Source organism: Ruegeria sp. BB10, from assembly GCF_056535725.1.
In genome coordinates this window covers 199,781-221,354 of the sequence record NZ_JBQFIW010000003.1, presented here as the reverse complement: position 1 = coordinate 221,354, position 21,574 = coordinate 199,781, and the positions used below count along the sequence as shown (strand labels likewise).

Here is a 21,574-nt window from a genome sequence, read left to right as displayed (position 1 = left end):
GTGCCCGGTAAATTCCGGTGACCTGCTATTCGGCGGCTCCGGTGTCGGCACTTTTATGGCAGTATAAAAACTCGGCTTCTATCAGGTCATAAAACGCGTCGCGCCCGGCCAGACCAAGCGCCACTGCGTAGGAGTCAAGATCATCAGGCACCTCTTGGTCAAGACGAGATTCAAAATACCACATTAGCACCCGCAAACGATCCACTCCGGATGAGCCCTCCGGAATAGCGTTCTGTCCCTTGCTGGCGGCCCGATCCCGCAACTGGGTGTATTGACCCGTGCGACGCAATTCTGACAGCAGTTGTGTGTCCAAATAGCTCGCGCGGGATGCAACGGCGGCGTCGATCCGCGCAGCGTCTGCTAGCATAGCCTCATAGCTTTCGGGGTTCAGATCGTTCGCCTCAATCCACGCCATCAGGTCAGACCGCCGTGACAAGCCTGTTGCCGCCCTATGATCGTCCATCTGCCGGATCAGATCAGCGCGTTCAGGGGTACGATCCCGTTTAGAGGCATCTTCGCGCGACAGCAGCGCCAACGCGGCGCGATCTTTCAATTGCGCGTATAAGTCAGGGTTCAGACGTAATTCGTCGACAATGGCGCGATCAGCTTTCGGCTCACCGCCATCCACCCTTGCGCATAAGGCTTTCCACATCAGGGTTGGTTCGGTACGCGTCACCTCGGTCGTGGGCAAAGGTGAACCATTCAAGTGGTCCGACATGCGGGTCAGCATGGCGCATGCGTCAACCGCCTTGGCGTCGACCCGACCCGTCGGCAGCCAATCCGCGAAACCGTCCACTCCTGGCAAGTCCTGTACGGCAGAGATAATATCCGCCCAAATTCGCTGGCGATAGTGCATGACCTTGGCGAGATGTAGCATCTCAGACGCCGTGTCCGTAGGCAGGACACCCGCAGCCTGCGCTTGCTCGACAGTTGCGCGGATCGACACCATCGGCTCGCTGAGAGGTTGGAACCCCAGCTCGGCCGGGCTGTGTAGCACGGCAACCTCATCGTCATCCTGCAGGACATCGGTGTAATAGTCCTGAAAGATCTGACCAACCCCGATCATTCCGAAATCAGCCAGCTCGGCCGCGCGCAACGCGCCCATGCTGGCGCTGCCAAAGACCGGAATACCCTGTTCGATCGCCCATAGGATTTCCTTGTGCCATACCGATGGAACTCCTTCGAAAAATCCGTCTATGATCCCAATCGCGGTCGGTTTTTCGCGCGCGACGCGATAGACGTCGCCTTGTCGAACGGGTGGCAGAATGGTCGCATCCAGATGTTCGGCCACTGCGTCAGACGTCAGGGTAGGTCCCACAAAAACAACTGCCGTCATGCCAAACCATCCACTATGCGCTGTGCCCGGGGGCCGGGCACGTAATCTGGATCGTCATGCGGAGCCTCCAGCCCGGGGATCACAGCCCGGATCACGGCGATATCAATTTCAGGCCGCGACAGATCAACCGTCACCACCTGTGAAATGCCCACGGCGGCAAGCCGTTGCAGCAGCAATTCCAGGTCTTCGTCAAAGGACCCGGTCACATGAGACGGACAATCGTCAAATCTTTGATCCGCTGCGGTACTATCAATTAGGTCACGCACATAGCGCCCCCGATCCATCTTGGCCTGATCGGTGAATTCCTCTGGATCCAGATCATCCCGCGCGCCAGAGATATAGGTAAGTCGCGTCTGTGCCGCCTCGGTCAGGGCCCGCAGCAAGGCGATCGCACGGTCTGGGTGGCAACCATCACCAATACCGATATGGCCGGGCTGTCCGCCGCCTTCGCAAATCACACAGCGGAAACTGGCGATACCTATATCTGAAGTCGTGTTCCACAACCCGATCTCAAGCCCGGCGGTGGCAATCATTTCGATGGCCTGACGACAGCGCGGGTCATCCACAGTGTTTGGATTAAGCCGGGGGGCGCTCGCACGGTGATCCCACAATGTTGTGGCGTCCCGTTCGATCAACTCGCAGATGGCGTGACAGCTGGCCTCGGCCATGTTGTTTCCCGACGCCAGACCGTTGGTCGTGCGAGGAAAGGCAGCCTGACCGCCAACCGGCGCGGTGGTATAGTCGGTATCGACCATCTCAAGCGGAACCCAGCACGCGTGACCTGTACCCAGATCCTGGCCTAAAACCCACAACATGTTGGCCTGCGGATCGAAATGCCCGCCGGTCACACGCGGTAGCTTGGTCACCTCAACCACAGTCGCTTCTTGGGCCAGTTCGGCATATCTGGCCAGACGCTGCGGCAATTGCACCCGTTCGGCATGCCAGGACTCAATCGCCTCCATGACGCCTGATGCTTCGGCTGCGCGCAGTGACAACCCTTTGCCCAGTGACACAGCAACCGATCGGGAATTGGGTCGGGCGACCATCACAGTGGGCAATCCGATCCTGTCCAGACCGGTCAGGTTTGCGATCCGGGTGATGCCCATGGCTTTTAGATAAGGTTTAACAATTTGCAGAGTGTGCTCAGGATCGCGCAACCGATGTGTGTCCAGCACATATTGCTTCTGCGATCCATCGGGCATGTTACAAGCCTTGTTTGAAATTTACGCTCGACGTGAAAATAACTGCGCCGGGCCAGTCCGTTACGGGGCAGGATGATAGATCATATCCTATCGGTCAACCGCTGCGGCCTTTGGACCTTTCGGGGGCTGCCGCGTAATTTTGTCAGGCCGTGTGTCCAGTATATCGTACCGCTGGAGATTAAAGGGCGTCGTTGAGTTTCACCCCCAGACGCGCCTGAATTTGCTGGCTGAACCCCTGCGTGATGCGATCGGCGATCATTGCGATGATGGCCATGCCGATACCGGCTGTCATGCCGACGCCGAAATCACCGTCTCCAAGACCGATATAAATCTGCTGGCCCAGATCGTCAGTTCCCACCAGGGCGGTAATCACCAACATTGAAATCCCGAACATGATTGTCTGGTTTAGGCCCAGCATGATTGATGGCACCGCAAGTGGCAATTTCACCTGCCACAGCAACTGACGAGGCGTCGTGCCGATGGCTGTTGCCGCCTCGATCACGTCATGCGGCAGGTTACGTAGCCCATGTTCGGTGTATCGGATCGCCGGAACAATCGCATAGACGATAATGGCCAGAAGAGCCGTGAATTCACCAATCTTGAACACCATCACAAAGGGAATGAGGATCACGAATAGCGGCATGGTCTGCAACGTGTCGATAACGGGCCTTACTATGCGGGACACAGTGTCATTCTCGGACGCCCAGATGCCGATGACGCTGCCGAACAGAAATGACAACAGAACGCCCACGCCGCAGAGGTACAAGGAAATGACTGACGGTTCCCAAATTCCGGTCAGAAGCAAAAAAGCGACCCCGGCCAGCGCCCAGAGTGCAAGGTTCTTCCCTCCGGCCTGCCAGGCCAGGGCCAAGATAACGGCGCAAAGCGCAATCCAAGCCAGCCCGGTCAGGCCGGAATACAGGACCAGCCCGAATAGGATCACCCAAAGAGCTTGCAACTGCTTGCCTTTGAACGCGAAATACCCTGCTATTGCCGCGACGATCAGTGCATACCCCGTGGTCACGGCGGGTGTCATGGCAAAACCCCAGGTAAACGGGCTGACGGCCTGAGACAGCCCGATCTTGATTGGCAGCATCAGGTAGAACAGCGCGACACGTTTGATTGCTTCAAGCGTGGTGCGGAATTCGACAAAGATCCACTCAAGCCCCGCGTTCATAGCCGGGGCGGGGTTCAGCACCCACGCTTCGGGCCAGTCTTTGAGGGGTGGGAAAACCATGGCCAGCAGCCAAGCAACGCCAAACAACGCAGCGCAGATGATCCAGCCTTTGGCCCCGCGTTTAGCTGAACTGGACTGCACCGCGAACCCCCAGGTGATCCGATCCAGCACCATGGCCATCAACGCGATCACGATCCCTGCCAAAAGGCTTTCACCGAACTGCGCTTTGCGCATGGTCGATAGCACCTCCCAGCCGATATCGTTAGTGCCGCCGATGATCGATGCAATGATCACCATGGACAAGGATGCCATCGTTGTTTGGTTCACCCCCAGCAGGACTTGCCGCTGCGCCGTTGGAACCCGCACGCGCCAGAATAGCTGGGATGGGGTGGCACCGCTCATCAGGCCGGACTCGATCACTTCGTCTGGAACACCGCGCAGGCCAACGATGGTATTGCGCACCATTGGAGGAAAGGCGAACAGGATGGAAGCGACCAAACCGACCGTAGTGCCAAATCCGAACAACAGCAGGATCGGCAGCAAATAGGCAAAGGCCGGAACGGTTTGCATCAGATCCAGGACTGGCATGATGATCCGATAGGCTCGGTCAGACAGAAACCCCCAGGTTCCCAGCGCAAAGCCCAGTGCCACCGCCATTGGAATCGAAACAACCACAAGCGCGAAAGAGTTCATGGACTGTGTCCAGAACCCAAACGTGACCATGTATAAAAGGCTGACGGCGGTAAAGATCGCAAGCCCCCGACCCCCTGCACGAAGGGCCAGATAGACCCACAGCATAAACCACGCCACCCATGGCACCGCATGCAGAACCGTCTTGGCCAAAAGGATGGGCCAATCCAACAGCCAAGAAATAGCTTTGAAAAACCAGCCGAAGGTCACCACAACCCACCGCATCGCGATATTCATCGGGTCGGTTACCGGCAGAACCAGTGCATCAGGATAGGTGACCAGTGGCCCAAGGCTTTTGGCAAAGACGACGCAAATGGCCACAAGCACTGTGACCGCAAGCCAGACCACCAGCGATCTGTTCGAAACTGCATCCATTAGGTCAGTCCTTGACCGCTGAGGCGTCTGATACACCGCTGGCCAAAGCGGCAATCACGTTCTGACTGGTCATGTGTACCAGCGCATTGTCGTCCTTGCGCACGGCCACCCCGTTGTCGTGAGAGGCCAGATAGGGCAGCAGATCGGCCACATTGGTTGAGGCCGGAACCTCTTTGATTCCGCTCGGCGGGACGTTGTCCGAAGCCACATCGCCCGCCGTCAGGATCAGCTCCCACGGGACGTCATTGGTGAATTCACGCACATAATCGTCGACGGGGTTCAGGATCAGATCGACTGGGCGCCCGATCTGAACCACTGCGCCATCCTTCATGATTGCCATTCGATCGGCAATGCGCAGCGCTTCAAGAAAATCATGGGTTATGAAGACGATAGATTTGTGCAGCTCTTGCTGTAGCCGCAGAAACTCGTCCTGCATCTGGCGTCGGATCAATGGGTCCAGCGCGCTGAAGGGTTCGTCCAGAAACCAGACCTCTGGTTCTACAGCCAGCGACCGTGCAATGCCGACACGCTGTTGCTGCCCGCCTGACAATTGGCTGGGAAAGCTGCTTTCGCGCCCTTCTAGGCCGACCAATGAGATCACGCGCTCGGCGCGCTCCAGACGCTCTTTGTCGTCCAACCCTTGCAACTTCAGGGGAAAGGCCACGTTTTCCAGAACGTTCAGGTGCGGCATCAGGCCAAAGCTTTGGAACACCATCCCCATCTTGTGACGGCGAATGTCTATCAGTTCCTTCGCCGAGACTTTCAGCAGATCCTCACCATCCAACAATATTTCCCCGGCGGTGGGTTCGACCAGACGGGACAGGCAGCGCACGATGGTGGACTTACCCGAACCTGAAAGCCCCATGATCACAAAAATCTCGCCCGGCATGACATCAAAGCTGACATCGGTCGAGGCGACAATGCCGCCGTCATCGCGAATGTGTTGAGCCAGGGCCTTGGCCTCGCTTGGGTCCTGACCTGCCACACCGATGTTGCGCAGATGTTGATCCGCCCCTTTACCGTAAAGTTTCCAAACATGTTTGCAAGACAGTTTCGGGGTGCTGGTTGGGGAAGATGCAGTCATTTTAGCAGCCTTACAAAGGGTGGAGCGCATATGTCGCGCTCCACCATGGTCAGAGACGGGTTACTGTTTTGCCGCTGCAACCCAAGGCTGCCACACGTCTTCGTTTGCGCCCATCCACTCGGCCACGACTTCTTTGACTTCGCGCCCGTTCTGATCCACTTCCAGGATCAGTACGTTCTGTACGTCGTTGGTCAGGTTCATTTGCTCAACCATCTTCATCGCATCCGGATAGGTCGACGCGAAATCTTTCGAGACGATCTTGTCGACAGTCGCCTGCTGGAAGCCGCACGCCTCGCCGCGTTTCTGGCTGGCCTCGTCGCAGGTGCCATGCGGCGTGTCCCATTCGACCCAGTTCACATCGGTCTCGGCAAAGACCCAGTGCGGCTGCCACATCATCATCAGGATAGGCTGCTCGGCGGCCACGGCGCTTTTCAGTTCGGCCAGCATCGCCCCTTCGGAACCGCCCGGAACCGGCTTGAACGGCAGATCGATCAGCTCAACCAGATCGGCTGACCGGGTTCCCCAGTCTGCCGGGTAGGTGATCAGACGACCATCCGGGAAGGTATCCGCGGCGGCAAAGGCCTGCGCGCAGTCATACAGCGCCTCATAGGCCGGTAGACCCGGGCATTTTTCGGCCATGTATGGCGGATAAATCCAACCTTCCTGTGGCTCAAGCCCCAGGCCGCCAACAACAATGATATCCCCGGCCTCAACGGCCTTGGGGTAGATGTCGCCGACATTGTTGGTCCAAAGTTCCGGCTGATAATGCAGGCTGCCCTCGGCAATGGCGGCCAGCTGCGGCACGGCACCGGCGGTCACGTACTCGACCTCGTGGCCCAGCTGCTCGAACAGCGCCCCTGCAAAATGGGCCGAGATATGCTGACCGGTCCATTCGTTGACAGCAATCTTGATGGGATCGGCCAGAGCAGCGCCCTGGCTTAACAGCAGTGCGGCTGAAGCCAGCAAAGCAGGCTTCAGAGAGTTTGAAATAGTCATTGTGTGACCTCCGTTGGTGGACTGGCCATTTTGGCCTTTATTGTTTGCTGTATCGAAAAACAGTACAGTTGCAGGTATTTGGCCCAACAGACTGCTTTCTATCAACAGTGTTTTTATTAGCTCTTTCGAATGCGATCTTCACTTGCACCAAGTTGAGCATGAACGCGATCCTAACATGAGAAAACAGACCATCAAGGATTTGCACCGTAAGTAATTGATGCGCCACACGGGTTCGGTTCTTTTGCGCATCACTACACGATAAAGATCTGTACTCTGCTGATGATTGACCAGCCCGACCCAGATACCAATAAGACACGTTTCGATATTTGTTTTGACCACCAAACCCGATCCACAAGTAAAAATTCTTGAATTGTTAAGAAGTCGAAGGTTATTTGACTGCTGTACGTTCGTTTTTTGTTTTTTACGAGTTTTCCATGCCGACAACATTTACCGTCTTTTCCCTTGGCAACCAGCAAATCTGGGACACGGCTGAAGGCAACCAAACCCTTTCAACCGGCGCAGTGAATTCGTCCCTTGGCACCTATGGGTCTGCGGGAAATCCTCTGTTTGACAGCAGACAGACTTTCGCCGAGGCAGGGTCTGGTTTCAGCGGCGGGGATTCTACGGCCTATGATCTGGACAACAACGTCTCGAACGATCAGTTCAGCATCGACGGTGGGTCGCCGCAGTCGTTTGATGCAGCAATGCAATTCGATGCTGTCATTACATATACCGATGGCTCGACCGTAAGTATTACAGCTGTTGTTTTTCAAGATACCAACGGCAACACCTTTTGGGCACCGGAATTTCAGGATAACGCGGATCAGGACGCGATCGACGCAAGCGCGATCGAGTCGATTCAATTGGTCACGCCGATCTATGCGAACGGCTTCAATACCGGATACTCGCTGTTCGGGGAAAGGGCCGATTCCGATCCGTTGTGTTTTGTGCGGGGGGCGTTGATTGCCTGCCCGGACGGGCCTAGGCCCATCGAGTCCCTGAAAGCGGGAGATCAGGTGCTGACCATGGATAGCGGCGCACAACCAATTCGTTGGATCGGTCGACGTACGATGGCGGCTATTGGAAAATTCGCACCCATCCGAATCCGCGCGGGTGTTTTGGGCGCCGAGGACACATTCGAGGTCAGCCCGCAACATCGCCTTCTGTTACAAGGCGCCGATATCGAGTTGCAGTTTGCCAGCCCAGAGGTTTTGGCAGCAGCAAAGTATCTGGTTGACGGTGACGGAATATCTGTGCGCATCGGTGGCGAAGTCGAATATTTCCATCTGCTTTTTGATGATCACCAGATTGTCTGGGCCAATGGCGTCGCGTCAGAAAGCCTTCTTCTTGGCAAAGCGGGGACAGCCGCACTGGATGAAGAGGATGTTTCAGAAATCCAGACGTTGTTTCCAGAACTTGATTTGCCATCAGGGCGGGGTCTTGAGGCTGCGCGCCCGGTTTTGAGATCTTATGAGGCGTCGTTGTTAGCCGCAGGACGTTCAACGGAAAATCCAGGTGCCCTTAGAAAGATTGCTTGAGGCGGCGGAATAATTTCCTGTTTTAGAATGGCACGGATCGGGGAATTTAAGCCTCTGCGTCTTGCGGATCAGGATTAAAACCCCCGAAATATCTATCAATTTCAGGCGTGTAGAGAAGTAGAAGCGCGAACGTGCGATATCTCGCAAATGCCTGGTTATGCGCAACAAGGTGGTCCATCGCCTTTTTGGAAGTCGCGGTTTTGGTCGAGTGACCACTATTGGAGAGCTTTCCGCAAGAAACGGGTCGCGGTGTTGGGGGCGCGCGGACTAGTTTTTTGGGAGAAGCATTAACGAGGAACAGGCAACAAATGACTCCGCAGCCCATGCCATCGATGGATTTGAAGGCCACTGCCATGCTGCTGTTGCTTGCGGCCGTTTGGGGCGGTTCGTTTTTCTTCGGCGAGGTTGCCCTGACCGAAGTGCCGCCACTGACAATTACGCTGCACAGGGTGATCTGGGCGGTTCCTATTCTTGCCCTGATCGTCATAATCAAAGGATTGAGCGTGCCACGCACCCCTCGGATATGGGGCGCTTATCTTGTTATGGGCGCGCTCAACAATGCCATCCCATTCTCGCTGATCTTCTGGGGGCAAACGCAGATCGACAGTGGACTTGCGTCAATTTTAAACGCAACGACGGCAATGTTCGCAGCAGTTGTGGCTGGTTTGCTTCTCAAGGATGAGCCGTTGACGCCAAAGAAGATAGCAGGTGCTGCGCTAGGTATTTTGGGTGTGGCTTTTATCATGGGGCCAAGTGCGTTGACTGAGTTCAATCCCAGCAACCTGGCACAGTTGGCTATCCTTGGGGCCACACTTTCCTATGCTTTTGCCGGCGTCTGGGGCAGAACTGCCCTTTCAGGCCAACCGCCGCTTGTGAATGCGCTCGGTATGCTGATTGGCAGCACCGTGCTTATGATCCCAATTGTTCTTGTGATGGATGGCGCCCCCAATTTTGCTTTGTCTTTAGGCGTTTGGTCTGCGCTTTTTGGGATGGCCGCGTTGTCAACGGCATTGGCCTATGTTCTTTACTTTGCAATTCTTGCGCGTGCGGGTGCGGCCAATCTTCTTTTGGTGACGCTGCTGATCCCACCGTTTGCTATCGGTCTTGGCGTGACATTCCTTGGTGAGAGGATGGAGCCGAGCGCGTGGATTGGGTTCGCCATCATTGCTTTGGGCTTTGCCGTGACCGACGGTCGACTTTTTTCACGCATCGCTAAAGGCAAGACCAGACAAGCGGAATGAGACGCATCTTTGAATTTCACGGCATAATGGCAGGCGCGAGAAACACGAAGTTCCAATATGGATCACTTCTACATGGAATGAGGGAAGTTTCAGTGCAACAGGACACTAAGCAACATGGAAACCGCCCAGCGGCGCTTAGCCGGAATAGGCGTGAGCCTGGTTTGCCTGCATCACTAAAAACACCGCTCCGACAAACCACAGCGGTATAAAACTTACCCCTGCCCAAAACTTCGTGAACCATTTCATTGCGCGCATTCCTTCCAATCAGTTTCAAAATAACTCAATGGATAGAGTTTTGCATTGGCGACCTCACCCACAAATTCCTCATCGTATTTATTGACATATTCCCAGATCACGTTGCCAGCGCCATCTATTTCCAGCACCCGCCCCGCGTCGAATTCGGTGATCAAAACCCCATCGTCGTCCAAAAGCTCGTGTTGTCCCCGGATGACCGACAGCATCTCTTGACCGGGCTTGCAGCCAAAAACGATCTCGGTCTCACGGGTTACCGGGTCAATGACCATGATGTTCGTATCCCGGGGCACATCCAGTCGTGTTTTGCCATGCCATGTATACGCTGACACATAGGTATTGTTGTTGAATGTCGAGATTTTACCATCCGGGCGAAACTCTGGGTCATGCTGCCGAATCCAGGGGCTGGTCTGGTGCCACTTCACATTTCGTGTGGTGCGGTACACCACCATAACAAGGTTTTGTCCCCGCATCGAAAGGCGTGAAAAATGTACCCGGCTGTGAATCCACCTGGGCGCATCTCTATTTCGTGTAACAACAATTATGTTAAAAATTTCTCATCTGGGGTCGCTGAAAAAAGGCTGGAAAGCGATCAGCAACCTCGGCAGCGGACCACTCGTTACGGCCAAGTGTCAGATACCCGCCCTGTTCGGACGCCACCATTGAATGGTGCGACGGCTCATCAAGCGCCCAGGGTACATTGGAACACGGATCCAGCTTGACCGTCTCACAATAATCATAGCTGAACACCTGCAGCCCTCACGCGGTCAAGGCGATGGTGTAATGATAAATGAACAGCCGGATCGTCAGGACGCCGACGCCATTGCACCCGGCACAACGCTTATCACATCGTATTTTCCCGAATTCGACTGGCATGCAGGCGTCCGGCTGATAGATGAATCCGGCGCGGTCCTGTATTCCTGGGCGCCTGATCCGGGTGAGATCTTCGGCGGGCGGCATAACTATCCCTATATTCACGGCTCGCATCTTTTTCCCAATGGCGACATTTTGTTCAACTTCGAATTCATCGGGATCGCGCGTATGTCGGCCTGTGGTGATGTGTTGTGGTCATTGTCAGAACCCAATGCGCATCACTCTATCTCAGCGAATGATGACGGTTCTTTCTGGGTGTCCGGCAATCAGGAACTGCGCTCTCGTGACGGGCGGGATGAGGCGCTTTTCGATATCGTGTCGTTCCCCGTCTACGAAGACGTATTCATGAAAGTCAGCCCCGATGGCGAGATCTTGAAATCCATCAGCTCGATCGAAGTGTTTGAGAAAAATGGCCTGAGCGACGTGTACCTGAGGACAGGCAGGAATTATCATGGCGATATCTTTCACCTCAACGACATAGAAGAACTGTCACCGGATATGGCCGCTGAATATCCGTTGTTCGATGCGGGCGACATCGTCGTGTCCCTCCGCGACCTTCATATGGTCATAGTGCTCGACCCGGAGACGCTAGAGGTGAAATGGCACACCTATTCAGACACTCTTTTTCAGCACGACCCGGATTTCATCGGTGACGGATGGATCGGCATCTTTGACAACAACTACGACCGAACCGAGGGCGGAGGCCTGCAGGAGGATCGCGTATCGTCGCAGTACAACCCCATACGCAAGAACGCGCCATTCTCTTTCCCAAACGGCCCGACCAACCGTTCTACACCAAGTGGTCCGGGAAATGGCAAAAGCTGCCCAATGGCAATCTTCTGCTAACCGAATCCCGCGCCGGACGAGCGCTGGAAGTGACCAGTACGGGCGATCCCGTCTGGGAATGGGTCATGGACCGGTATGATGCAAGTCAGGTACCCGAAGTGATGGAGGCGACAAGATACCCAATAACTGCCGAGGAAGTCGCTGCTTGGAATTGCCCATAACCTCAGAGGGTGTTTCAAACATTCTGTTGCAAGTGTTGATCGTCATGCTTGGAAATTTAACGAGTTGATATCCGCGAACATGTGACTATTCGGTGATTAAAGACCGCGTCTGCTGCACACTCGAAAGGACGATAACTTCTGACGTAGGTGAGCGATAGCACTGGTGGACCAGGAGCTAGGAATGGCCAGTAGGTTTCAAACCATTCCCCTCACCTTCCGCCTTTTTCGTGACACCGGCATACTCACCGGCACCAACTAGGGTGGCCATGGCTGGACGAAATTCGGTGGCCTGCTCCTGTTTTCCCGGACGACACGCTCTGCGCTCGTAACACGGTCGAAGCGCTTACGCCGTCTCGTTCCAAACCCGACCGGGAAACTGTACGGTTTCGCTATCGGACATTTAATCAGGATGATGTCGAAGTGCTGAACTTGGTGATGCATCACGTGATGGCGCGGCGGGAATAAGTCGGTTCATCTACGTATTGCGAGAGTTAGGTTCTGCGCCTTTCGCACGTCGCGAAGAACTCATATTCCGGACGTTCTAAACCAGCTGACATTGGTGATTTTGGATCGAAAACAGCGCCCTTCTTCACACCGGCAACCTTCAATTTTAAGTTTCAGCCAAAATCTTTCAGAAAGAAATCCTTGCTTCTCCGATAGTTTCAATAAGCGGGGTTAGATGAGATTTGTAGTTTAGCCATTTTTCCTTTGAGGACTTGTACAGCGGCTGGCGCACTTGCTGAACGCTGGCGGTACGAACTCGCCGCGCATCTTTGTGAAATTCAAGGCAGCGATCATCCCATTCAAGACCACAAAAGGCGATCAGGCGACGCGCTTCAAACTCAATGTTCTCGACCAGGTTTTCATAGTGAACGGTGTGAAAACTGCCCGACGGAAGGATATCATTCCAGTGTTGCATGACGCGAACATAGGCGTTGAAGTACCGGCCAAGCTCGACCTGGTCATAGCTGTGATACTGGCTGCGCTGAAAGACCCGTGTGAAACAGGACAGGCACGTATCCATTGGATTGCGCGCGACATGCACGATCCGTGCGTTGGGCATGATCGCATGTATTAGACCAACCATCAGAAAATTCGCAGGCATCTTATCGACGATAAACGGTTTACCAGGCGCGTGCGCGTCAAGCTGCTGGATATATTGTTGGGCGCGTTTCGAAATCTCGTGATCCGGCAGAGCGGCGATCAGACTGCCCGTTTTCTTGTTTCCACCGCGCAGCTGATCGGTAAACAGCTTGTGCATATAGCTCAACTCTCCGGCCCCAAAAACGTAGGGGTGGCTGGCTAGGATCGACTCGGTCAGCGTGGTTCCAGATCGGGGCATACCAACAACAAAGATCGGCTGGCTGCTATCCACAGAATTTTGGCGGAGCTTTTGGACCAGCTCTGGCGTAAACATCGAAATCAGATCGTCGGCGGTTTCCTCGATCTGGTCCGCGTCAAAATCGATAATGCTGCGCTTTAGCGCGGCCCCTTTTGCAAAATGCTCAAAAGCGCTGTCGTAGCGCTTGAGGTCCTCATAGCATTTCCCCAAAGCGTAGTGATACGAAACCGATTGTTCGGGCGGCAACTTGTCGACCCCGGGCAACCCGGCCACAAGAGCCTGAAAATCAGGGTTGTCTTCGGCAACCTTGTCCAACCTGACCAACGCGATCTGCGCATTCAAACGCGCCTTGTCCCTTTCAGCCGCCTTGTTGAACCAACTGCGGGCGGCGTCAAAGTTGCCGCGCTCCATCTCCAGATGCCCCAATGCGATCATCGTGGCCGAAAAATCTGGTTTTAGTTCAAGGGTCTTTTCGTAATTGGCAAAACCGGCCTCAAGGTCGCCAAGGTGCGATTTGCAGACGGCGATATAGTGATACGCAGGTGCGTGGCTGGGGTCTAAACGCTGCGCTTTTTCAGCCTCGACAAGGGCAAGTTCATGCAGGTTTTTCTCGGTCAGAACTTGTGCAAGCCCGACATAGGATTCGGGCTTCTTCTCATCCAGCGAAATTGCATTCCGAAAACAGCGTTCGGCTTCGTCCCATTCGCACTGCAAAACGTGTAACCGTCCCCGATTGCGATGCAGCTCTGCGGAAACATGTCCCTTGCCAAGGTAATCATCTGCCAGCTCTGTGGCCTCTTCCGACTGTTCAGCTTCGATCAATACAGAAATGAGGTTGTTGACACTCTCCAGATAGCCCGGGCGCAGGTCCAGCACCCGGCGGTAGAATGAAATTGCTCCTTCTCTATCCTCGTTGTCGCGCGCGATCGATCCCCGATTGTTCAACGCCGCAATCAGATCGGGGTTTAGGGCCAACGCTCTTTTCTGACAGGCTTCGGCTTCGGACAGTTCACCCATATCATAATAGGCCAACCCAAGGTTTGAATGCGCGTTTGCAACCCCCGGAGCAAGCTGAACCGCACGTTTGCCGACCTTGAGTGCTTCTTCAGGTTTTCCGTTCGTGCGCAATACCTCGGTAAAATTTGACAGGAACCCGGCATTGTCTGGCTGCAATCGGATCGCTTCGCGCATGGCATTTTCGGCAGGCCCGGTCTGACCGGTTTGAAACGCAATTACTCCAAGCAGTTGATGCGCAGGGGCATATTCGGGCGCCGCTTTGAGGACTTGGTTCAGAACCTTGACAGCTTTGTTCAATTGCCCTGTTTCAAATGCCTGAACACCTTGGTTATAGGCCTCTCCGATGGACAAAGTCTGGTTTTTTGGCATTCAAGTAGCTCCGGGCTGGCGCATGATAGCAACCTGATACCAAGCGCCGTCAAATTGCCACATTGTGTTGCAGTTTTCCTACGAATTTCCAACAGCAATAGATCATCTTATGCAATGCAAAATTGGTGGATTGCATATATGTTAACGACTTTTTAACAGTTCATAAGCGGAGCCGATCGCGAATACGCGGCAAGCTTCGACAAAAAAAGACAAAAAAATCTAACGGGATAGTAAATGTCTAAAAATGGGTCGGGGGTGAACGCCCCCAAGCTCCGTGGGGGGCGTCTTTTCAAGTGGAAAGGCCAAATTGTGAGTGCGGCTCCTGCTGCGTTGCTGGCGCAGGTATCGATGGTTGCACTGACTGCCGGGGACGTACATGCGGATACGATCTCAAATGTGGTGACGACGCCTCAGGTTTTCGCAACCGATGCGGATCACGAAGTGACAGCAAGCGGCGCGATTGAGATTACATCTTCAACGGCCGCCGCCCTGACGATCACTACGGATTACTCAAGCACGTTTACCAATAACGGGTCGATTTCGGTCACTGCCACCGACACGGATACGGCGACGGGCCTGCGCCTGGATGGCGGCCTGCTTGAGGGCGGCGAACTGGTGAATAACGGCTCCATATCGCTGGATATTACGGGCTCTGACCCTCAGGATATTTATGCAGTCCAGGTCAATGGTGATGTCGCCGGTTCGATCGTGAACAACGGCACCATAGAGGTCGATGTGCAATCGACTGATGGGGACATCGAAGCCTGGGGTATCTATGTCGACGGAGACCTTACAGAGACCGGCGAAATCTTGAACACCGGCACGATAAGGGTCGATGGGCTTATCAATACCTCTGCAGGAAGCACCGCATCTATCTACGGTATCGCCGTTGATGGCGACGTTGGTGGTTCCATCCGAAACACGGGCACAATCGATGTACGCGCCAGATCCTTCGCCGACGATTACGCCTATGCCTGGGGCATCTATGTCGAGGATGACCTGCTAGAGACCGGTGAGATTGTGAACTCGGGCACCATAAAATCGGTTGCCATCACCACCGTTGACAGTACTGCCTCTGCATTCGGGATTTTCGTTGATGGCGATGCGTCCGGTGTGATCTTGAACACGGGCACTCTGGACATTTTCGCATCTGCTCCAACAACCTATGAGGCGATCGCCTATGGCATTGCTGTCGATAGTGATCTGTCCGGCCGAATTGAAAACAGCGGTACGATCAAAGTAACTGCCTTGGCGGTTGAATCCGACGCTTCGGCATATGGTATCTTCGTCGATGATGATATGCTGGAAGGCGCAACCATCATCAACAGCGGCACGATCACTGCATTCGCAAGTGCCGATACCGATGATGAGGCCTATGCAGGCGGCTTTTACCTCGAAGATCTGGTTGAAGGCACCGTAATCAACTCGGGTACGATCACCGGAACTGCGCTTTCTCTTAATACCGGTGACGAGGCGACAGCTTCGGGCATGTATATTGGCGATGACGTTTCGGGAACGGTCACCAACTCGGGGACCATGACCTTGCGCGCCGAGGCTGCCGAAGACTCGGCAACTGCCGCAGGCTTTTATCTGACAGACAATCTGAGCGGCACCATCACAAACTCGGGCAATATCACGGCCACCGCCATCTCGCGGGATACCGAGGCCGAAGCTTACGGTGTTTATGTTGACGAAACCGCAACCGGAGACATCTCGAACTCGGGTAATATCACGGTCACCGCCCAGGGTGGGATGGATGGCGGTGGACTATCGCCGGACCAATCAACGGCAATCGGTATCTACGCCAACGACATGCAGGGATCGTTCTCGAACACCGGACAGATCACTGTTCATGGGACCGGTTCTGCCGGGACACGTGCTGCCGGTATCCAATTCGACAACTTTGACGGCACGATCGACGGCCTGGGAACCATCCGGGTTTCCGGCAATGACGAGGTTTATGCCGTTTATCTCGGGACGGGTTCGGGCACGCTTAACGCTGACACCAATGATGATGTCGACGGCGTCATACGGGTCGACGCGCACAACGTAAATCTCGACGCGCAGGGCGGCAGCGCTGTGTTCAACTTTGAAGACGCCACGCCCGGAGCGGGTGTTTTCACGACCACCGTGTCCGAAGAGGGCTCTGCCTGGTTCGTGCAGGATGAGGGCGGAGCAGCACCGATATATGCCGCTGTAGATGCTGATGATTTTGCGGTTTCAGGCGACGTCGTCGCCTTTTACGGCAGCGTAGTAGGCAGCAGTGGCAACGCGCTGAACTATGCACCGTCAGAGCAAGTTGCGCAGGGGTTCACCTTTGCGGGCTTCAGGCCATTTGCGATGATCGACGCACAGTATCGAGAGTTCGACCCTGAAACCGGCAGCGATCTGGACGTATCGCTTTTCAGCGGCAGCGCCGGGATTACCGGTCAAATGGACAACGGCATTGCGTTGGCTGTTGGCATGGGCGTGTTCTCGGCGGACGGAGATAACGAGTCCGCGGACTTTGACACGACCGGCTTTTATCTTGACGCCGCCGTGGGTCGACAGATTGGTGCCTATACGCTTGAAGCTGGGTTTGGCTATGGCTGGCTCTCGACAGACCGCACCCGTCAAATCAATGGCAGCGATGATGCCCATGCCGATTACGACAGCAGGCTGTTGACAGCGCATATCGCGGTAGAACGCGGGTTCGACGTCAGTGGTCATTTCGGGCTGCTCGGATTTGCGAACGCGCGCTATACCAACCAGAAGGACGATGGTTACACCGAAACACGCTCAAGCGCCAACGCCACGGTCGGAGATGTCACCACCGAAGTCATCGAAGCCCAACTGGGTGTAGAGGCTGAAAAGCAGTTCGGCAATGGCGGTATCCTAAGCGGGCAGCTCAGCGGTGTTCTGCGGCGCGATCTGGGAACAACAGATGCTGATGTGACCGTATTCTCATCGACTCAGTCGCTGATCTTTGCATCTACCGACTTCACCGGCGCTCGTGTCGCGGTCGGCTACGAGCAAGATATTGTTGAGGACATTCAACTTGAACTGAATGCCGAACAGGAAATCGGCAGCGACGCACAGGGCCCCTTCCTGCGGGCGGGACTTCGCTGGTCGTTCTAAATAAAAAAATCTCCGCGGCACCCGGGACGGTGCTGCGGAACTCCAATCGGTCGAACTCACGCATTGCAGATAGAGCATCATTCGCTTCAACTGCTTCGACACAAGTCACTTAGTCTTCTGCATCCCATCTCAATTCTTTGGCAGGAACTACTGCGCTTCCCATGATCTTTACGAATGCAGCCTCTATGTCCTTTTTATGCTGGTCACGAAAACCCAAGTTCGAATCCGGACCAATATCTTCTGCCAACATCACCCATTCAGAAAGTTCACTTGCAGCTACGTTCCCATATTCATGAATGAAATGTGTTACATGCATCGGTTTCCCATCAACGACGCCTCCACAATAGCTATAGCGGACGCAGACGAAATCCATCAGTTCATCAAAACGATTTTGGGGCATTTAGCATTCGACACGCTAAAGCTGTCGTGTGGCGCTAGATGAGCGCAGATTAATTAGTGTAGCTTGTCAAAATCGCAGAGAACCGCTGAACGTAAAGGGCCGTTTTCCCAGGCCGTGTTGCAAAGTACGGGCTCGAACCGAACATTCGCTGCGCCGATCATAAATGACCGCTCCCCTGCTCGCACAATGTCAGCGAGGGCAGCGATGAATACCTACAGCAAATTCTGGGAATAGATTCAATGGTCAGGAACTGGCCCTGATGTTCCCCGTGCAACCAAGGTCGCGGAATGCTCAAATTGACGGGCTGGCAGTTCGGGTGTTCGCATTCGGTCCAGAAGGATTTCAGCCAATCGCGTGCCTAGTTTCTTTGGGTTGATTGCCATGGTTGAAAGGCCCGGCGTCGAAACGGCCGCGTCTTCGATATCGTCGAACCCCACGACCGAAAAATCATGTCCGGGCTTCAAGTTGGATCGGATCAAGCCAAAGCAGGCTCCACGGGCAACGACATCCCCATTGCAAACTATGCCCGTCACCTCAGGGTGTTAGTGGTGAAGTGCGGCGATTGCTTCCACGCCCGAGCGCTTTGTTTCCTCACATGGCCAAACAATCGGGCGCACGCCGTCCAATTTATCAAGGGCGCTAAGGTAGCCGGCAATGCGTTCCTCGCGCACCAAGGTTTGTTCGATGCCACCAATATAAGCGATGTGCTTGTGCCCAAAATCAATCAAATGCTGGGTCGAACGCACCGCCGGGCTGATGCATATTGAGCAACTTCAAAAACGCTATTCGGGCGAGCTGTCCGGCGATCAACGCCAACGTATTGCGGTTACCCACGCATTGGCGATAGCGCCGGATTTGATTCTCATGGACGAACCCCTGTCGAACCTCGACGCGCTGTTGCGGATGGAAATGCGTGCCGAGTTGAAGGGGGTTTTGGCCGAAAGCGAAACCGCTGCCACTTACGTGACTTACGATCAGGTCGAGGCCATGTCCATGGCTGACCGGATCAGTGTCATGCATCAGGGCAAAATTGTTCAGGCAGCCTCACCCATCGAGGTGTATCGGGATCCAGCGGCCGAGTTTGTGGCCAGCTTCATCGGCGATCCGCCAATGAATTTCCTTCCGGCTGAGTCTTCGGGCTCTGGTCGCTGGACAGTTGCAGGGCAAAGCCTTGAGGGTCCAGCCAGCGGCAAAAACTGAAATGGGCCATTCGCCCGGAAGATTTACGCGTTTCGGATCAGGGCTTTGGCACGGGCCAAGATTGTGGAGCCATTGGGCCCGCATATGCTGGTGACGTGTGACGTGGAAGGGCACCAGTTCCGCGCGGTACTGGACAGTGAGCTTAGCGTGAAGCCCGGCGACGTTCTCACCCTGGCGCCGCAAGAAGGCCAGGGACGCTGGTTTAGCTATTATGTTCTGGATGTCAGGCTACGATCCGATTTGGAGCGGTTCATTTTTTGCGACGTTCACCATGCCGTTCTTCCTAATGGTGCTGGCCGGAGCGTTGGGCATTTCCCGAACCTCGAAGAACCTGCCGGTGATCCAACTTATCAACCTGTCTGCCGTAGCTTGGGTAGTCTACCAAATTACCGCGCGCGGCGGCTTCACGACCCCAAGTGAATACGTTGCCGTAGGACTGGCCTTGTTTGGCGCGATCACCATGCAATGGTACATCCACATTTTCTCGAATTATGGCCGCAAGCCGAACGTTGCCATTGTGAAAGGCCAAGCGTTATCTGAATTGCCGCTGCAACGGCTGGACGAAACACACAGGACCTCCGCGTCCTTTACAGGCGAACAAACACTGCTGGTGTTTTTTCGCGCCAACTGGTGCCTTTTCTGCATGAACCAGCTCAAAGAGGTGAAGGCAAAGGCGGGTGTGAAGGTAAAGTTCATCTCTAACCAAGGCATCAAGAATTCCGAGAAACTGGCAAAGAATCTGATGTTACCGGCACATTTCGAGATCCTTCAGGACAACGGATTGGCCGACGCCAAGACCCTGGGTATCGAAGATTTGGGTGGAGCACCGTCTGAGATGCCCGGTTACCCTAGCGATACTGTCAAAGCGACTGTCATCGCACTGGATGAAGATGGCACAGTGATCTTCGGCGATGAGACGGACAACTATCGCATACGCCCTCATCCCGACGCGTTCCTGCACGTCTTCGAACCGCGCGGCAGCTTTCAGGCCTTCTCGGCGGCATAAGTGTCGCAACGAACAAAGCAACGCACGCCTGCGCGGTGCTGCTGCCCAACCAGACAAATGGTTTGGACAGTCTTTTCAAGACATAGTTATATGACAGCATTCAGAAAAAGTGGTGCGGGTGGAGGGACTTGAACCCCCACGCCTCGCGGCGCCAGAACCTAAATCTGGTGCGTCTACCAATTTCGCCACACCCGCACGACCGGCCTTGAGCGCCGGATTGACGTGCTCAATAACAAAGGCTGCGACCGAGTGCGAGAGGGAAATTGGCTTTTGGCAAAGATTATTGCCCCCTTATTGGCGACAATCTTGGCGAGGCTGATCGTCATACCCGGCGCGCAGAATCCGAGCCTCTGAGGGTGCGTGAGCAGACTGAATCGGGCCAATAGTCCCAATTTATTGAATGTTTGGAACTTAGATCCCTGGCGAAAATCAGTACGACAGCATTTGATCCATCAATTGCTCGTCCTACCAATAGTTGACGATTCATGCACATTAAAGATGGCCGAAAAATTACACTCGCTTACGTTGAGTTATCTGATTGAAAACCGGGCGCACCTAACACGGTTGCTTCGATCATCGCACCGGGAGGGTCGGAAAACCAGCTCGTAGATAAATTCTCTTATCGAATTTATATTGTTATAAAACAATATATTACCAGCCTAACCTTCAATATAATTCATCCTACAATCAACGCCTTGCTCAGCTATGGCGCCTTGATTCTTCAGTGTCGAAATTCTTCCCACTCGACCATGAGTTGAGCGTCCCAAGAGACTGTGACCATATTTGCGCCACAATTCAAACGCCAAAAAATCTTATTCGCGTCAAAATAACACCGCCTTGCCAACAATTATGGAGAGCGGGAATTAATGAGTCTTTTTGCCTTCGGGCAAGTACGAGTTTCTTTTTTGCTCAACTCGAACACGAGGATCTTAACCGTGACCAATATGATGAACGCTGCTTCTGCCGAGCAAGACGCCATTGGTCTTGCCCGTGAAAGTTTTCTTGGTGAACTGAAGTCCTTGAACCGGAATCATCCGAACACAGGCTTCGGCGTGTCATTGCGTACGCATTCGGGGGGTCACTACCTGTTGGCCAACTCGCGCATGCCGTTGCCCCGAACGAAATCAAAAAGTTTTCCGACCGGGCGTCGCCTGGCTCTGCTGGAAAACAGTGAACAGTTCAGCGAGATCGAAGTGCTTGCCGATTCTCAAGCTTATGAAACGATCTCACCCGGTGACGAGGCCGATATTCTGGGCACTGCGCTGAATCTGATCGCGCGTATCGACATCATGACCAGCTCTCATGACGGTCAGGACCACAATCCCATCGCTGCCACTGGAACCGGAGGCTGA

Annotated in this window: 18 protein-coding genes and 1 tRNA gene; 8 read left to right on the top strand and 11 right to left on the bottom strand. The window is 54.5% G+C overall.

Annotation, left to right across the window (positions count from 1 at the left end):
* Positions 1–25: 25 nt before the first annotated feature.
* The 5 genes from ACR3EP_RS21205 to ACR3EP_RS21185 all read right to left on the bottom strand — a co-directional run bounded on the left by ACR3EP_RS21205 (position 26) and on the right by ACR3EP_RS21185 (position 6,860).
* Positions 26–1,336: a TfuA-like protein gene (locus ACR3EP_RS21205; RefSeq protein ID WP_480639340.1), complete on the bottom strand. Its 1,311-nt coding sequence runs from the start codon at positions 1,334–1,336 to the stop codon at positions 26–28.
* Entirely contained in the window at positions 1,333–2,538 is a 1,206-nt protein-coding gene (locus ACR3EP_RS21200; RefSeq protein WP_480639339.1) for a YcaO-like family protein, read from the bottom strand. The genes ACR3EP_RS21205 and ACR3EP_RS21200 overlap by 4 nt, the downstream gene beginning before the upstream one ends.
* Before the next feature lie 178 nt (positions 2,539–2,716).
* Entirely contained in the window at positions 2,717–4,780 is a 2,064-nt protein-coding gene (locus ACR3EP_RS21195) for an ABC transporter permease (protein ID WP_480639338.1), read from the bottom strand.
* Between the two features lie 4 nt (positions 4,781–4,784).
* Positions 4,785–5,864 carry a quaternary amine ABC transporter ATP-binding protein gene (locus ACR3EP_RS21190; protein ID WP_170551862.1) on the bottom strand — a complete coding sequence of 360 codons (1,080 nt, stop codon included), beginning with the start codon at positions 5,862–5,864 and terminating at the stop codon, positions 4,785–4,787.
* Between the two features lie 60 nt (positions 5,865–5,924).
* Positions 5,925–6,860: an ABC transporter substrate-binding protein gene (locus ACR3EP_RS21185; protein ID WP_170361707.1), complete on the bottom strand. Its 936-nt coding sequence runs from the start codon at positions 6,858–6,860 to the stop codon at positions 5,925–5,927.
* 434 nt (positions 6,861–7,294) lie between these two features.
* On the opposite strand from ACR3EP_RS21185, the gene ACR3EP_RS21180 reads away from it, so the two are divergent.
* On the top strand, positions 7,295–8,398 hold the full coding sequence (locus tag ACR3EP_RS21180) for a Hint domain-containing protein (protein ID WP_480639337.1): 1,104 nt from the start codon (positions 7,295–7,297) through the stop codon (positions 8,396–8,398).
* Positions 8,399–8,616: 218 nt separating this feature from the next.
* On the top strand, positions 8,617–9,639 hold the full coding sequence (locus tag ACR3EP_RS21175) for a DMT family transporter (RefSeq protein WP_480639336.1): 1,023 nt from the start codon (positions 8,617–8,619) through the stop codon (positions 9,637–9,639).
* A gap of 242 nt (positions 9,640–9,881) precedes the next feature.
* Here the strand turns inward: ACR3EP_RS21175 and ACR3EP_RS21170 are convergent, their stop codons facing one another.
* Positions 9,882–10,364, bottom strand: coding sequence for an arylsulfotransferase family protein (locus tag ACR3EP_RS21170; RefSeq protein ID WP_480639335.1), 483 nt, complete (start codon positions 10,362–10,364; stop codon positions 9,882–9,884).
* A 310-nt stretch (positions 10,365–10,674) separates the two neighbouring features.
* On the opposite strand from ACR3EP_RS21170, the gene ACR3EP_RS21165 reads away from it, so the two are divergent.
* Both ACR3EP_RS21165 and ACR3EP_RS21160 read left to right on the top strand, forming a co-directional pair.
* Positions 10,675–11,610: an arylsulfotransferase family protein gene (locus ACR3EP_RS21165; RefSeq protein ID WP_480639334.1), complete on the top strand. Its 936-nt coding sequence runs from the start codon at positions 10,675–10,677 to the stop codon at positions 11,608–11,610.
* Positions 11,523–11,771, top strand: coding sequence for an arylsulfotransferase family protein (locus ACR3EP_RS21160; RefSeq protein WP_480639360.1), 249 nt, complete (start codon positions 11,523–11,525; stop codon positions 11,769–11,771). The genes ACR3EP_RS21165 and ACR3EP_RS21160 overlap by 88 nt, the downstream gene beginning before the upstream one ends.
* Before the next feature lie 631 nt (positions 11,772–12,402).
* Here the strand turns inward: ACR3EP_RS21160 and ACR3EP_RS21155 are convergent.
* Positions 12,403–14,499, bottom strand: a complete 2,097-nt coding sequence (locus tag ACR3EP_RS21155; protein WP_480639333.1) for a tetratricopeptide repeat-containing sulfotransferase family protein — start codon at positions 14,497–14,499, stop codon at positions 12,403–12,405.
* Positions 14,500–14,847: 348 nt separating this feature from the next.
* On the opposite strand from ACR3EP_RS21155, the gene ACR3EP_RS21150 reads away from it, so the two are divergent.
* Positions 14,848–17,616, top strand: a complete 2,769-nt coding sequence (locus ACR3EP_RS21150; RefSeq protein WP_480639332.1) for an autotransporter outer membrane beta-barrel domain-containing protein — start codon at positions 14,848–14,850, stop codon at positions 17,614–17,616.
* A 109-nt stretch (positions 17,617–17,725) separates the two neighbouring features.
* Here ACR3EP_RS21150 and ACR3EP_RS21145 read toward each other — a convergent pair whose 3' ends face one another.
* From ACR3EP_RS21145 to ACR3EP_RS21135, 3 genes are all read right to left on the bottom strand, one after another.
* Complete coding sequence (locus ACR3EP_RS21145; RefSeq protein ID WP_480639331.1) at positions 17,726–18,016, bottom strand: hypothetical protein; 291 nt, start codon at positions 18,014–18,016, stop codon at positions 17,726–17,728.
* A 236-nt stretch (positions 18,017–18,252) separates the two neighbouring features.
* On the bottom strand, positions 18,253–18,549 hold the full coding sequence (locus ACR3EP_RS21140; protein ID WP_480639330.1) for a substrate-binding domain-containing protein: 297 nt from the start codon (positions 18,547–18,549) through the stop codon (positions 18,253–18,255).
* A gap of 9 nt (positions 18,550–18,558) precedes the next feature.
* Positions 18,559–18,762, bottom strand: coding sequence for a hypothetical protein (locus ACR3EP_RS21135; protein ID WP_480639329.1), 204 nt, complete (start codon positions 18,760–18,762; stop codon positions 18,559–18,561).
* Between the two features lie 10 nt (positions 18,763–18,772).
* Here ACR3EP_RS21135 and ACR3EP_RS21130 point away from each other — a divergent pair, with 10 nt between their 5' ends.
* Both ACR3EP_RS21130 and ACR3EP_RS21125 read left to right on the top strand, forming a co-directional pair.
* Positions 18,773–19,216, top strand: a complete 444-nt coding sequence (locus ACR3EP_RS21130) for an ATP-binding cassette domain-containing protein (protein ID WP_480639328.1) — start codon at positions 18,773–18,775, stop codon at positions 19,214–19,216.
* A 271-nt stretch (positions 19,217–19,487) separates the two neighbouring features.
* A complete protein-coding gene (locus ACR3EP_RS21125) occupies positions 19,488–20,222 on the top strand; it encodes a peroxiredoxin family protein (protein ID WP_480639327.1) in 735 nt (244 codons plus the stop codon).
* Between the two features lie 110 nt (positions 20,223–20,332).
* Here ACR3EP_RS21125 and ACR3EP_RS21120 read toward each other — a convergent pair.
* Positions 20,333–20,417, bottom strand: a tRNA-Leu gene (locus tag ACR3EP_RS21120).
* A 671-nt stretch (positions 20,418–21,088) separates the two neighbouring features.
* Between ACR3EP_RS21120 and ACR3EP_RS21115 the strand changes: the two genes are divergently transcribed.
* The gene (locus ACR3EP_RS21115) at positions 21,089–21,574 is read left to right on the top strand and encodes a hypothetical protein (RefSeq protein ID WP_226689470.1); all 486 of its coding nucleotides are present in this window, start codon (positions 21,089–21,091) and stop codon (positions 21,572–21,574) included.

Excerpts from the sequence above, each read along its gene's own strand:
- ACR3EP_RS21205 (WP_480639340.1), bottom strand. The coding sequence starts at position 1,336 with ATGACGGCAGTTGTTTTTGTGGGACCTACCCTGACGTCTGACGCAGTG.
- ACR3EP_RS21200 (WP_480639339.1), bottom strand. The coding sequence starts at position 2,538 with ATGCCCGATGGATCGCAGAAGCAATATGTGCTGGACACACATCGGTTG.
- ACR3EP_RS21195 (WP_480639338.1), bottom strand. The coding sequence starts at position 4,780 with ATGGATGCAGTTTCGAACAGATCGCTGGTGGTCTGGCTTGCGGTCACA.
- ACR3EP_RS21190 (WP_170551862.1), bottom strand. The coding sequence starts at position 5,864 with ATGACTGCATCTTCCCCAACCAGCACCCCGAAACTGTCTTGCAAACAT.
- ACR3EP_RS21185 (WP_170361707.1), bottom strand. The coding sequence starts at position 6,860 with ATGACTATTTCAAACTCTCTGAAGCCTGCTTTGCTGGCTTCAGCCGCA.
- ACR3EP_RS21180 (WP_480639337.1), top strand. The coding sequence starts at position 7,295 with ATGCCGACAACATTTACCGTCTTTTCCCTTGGCAACCAGCAAATCTGG.
- ACR3EP_RS21170 (WP_480639335.1), bottom strand. The coding sequence starts at position 10,364 with ATGCGGGGACAAAACCTTGTTATGGTGGTGTACCGCACCACACGAAAT.
- ACR3EP_RS21165 (WP_480639334.1), top strand. The coding sequence starts at position 10,675 with ATGATAAATGAACAGCCGGATCGTCAGGACGCCGACGCCATTGCACCC.
- ACR3EP_RS21155 (WP_480639333.1), bottom strand. The coding sequence starts at position 14,499 with ATGCCAAAAAACCAGACTTTGTCCATCGGAGAGGCCTATAACCAAGGT.
- ACR3EP_RS21150 (WP_480639332.1), top strand. The coding sequence starts at position 14,848 with ATGGTTGCACTGACTGCCGGGGACGTACATGCGGATACGATCTCAAAT.
- ACR3EP_RS21145 (WP_480639331.1), bottom strand. The coding sequence starts at position 18,016 with ATGCCCCAAAATCGTTTTGATGAACTGATGGATTTCGTCTGCGTCCGC.
- ACR3EP_RS21130 (WP_480639328.1), top strand. The coding sequence starts at position 18,773 with ATGCATATTGAGCAACTTCAAAAACGCTATTCGGGCGAGCTGTCCGGC.
- ACR3EP_RS21125 (WP_480639327.1), top strand. The coding sequence starts at position 19,488 with ATGCCGTTCTTCCTAATGGTGCTGGCCGGAGCGTTGGGCATTTCCCGA.
- ACR3EP_RS21115 (WP_226689470.1), top strand. The coding sequence starts at position 21,089 with ATGAGTCTTTTTGCCTTCGGGCAAGTACGAGTTTCTTTTTTGCTCAAC.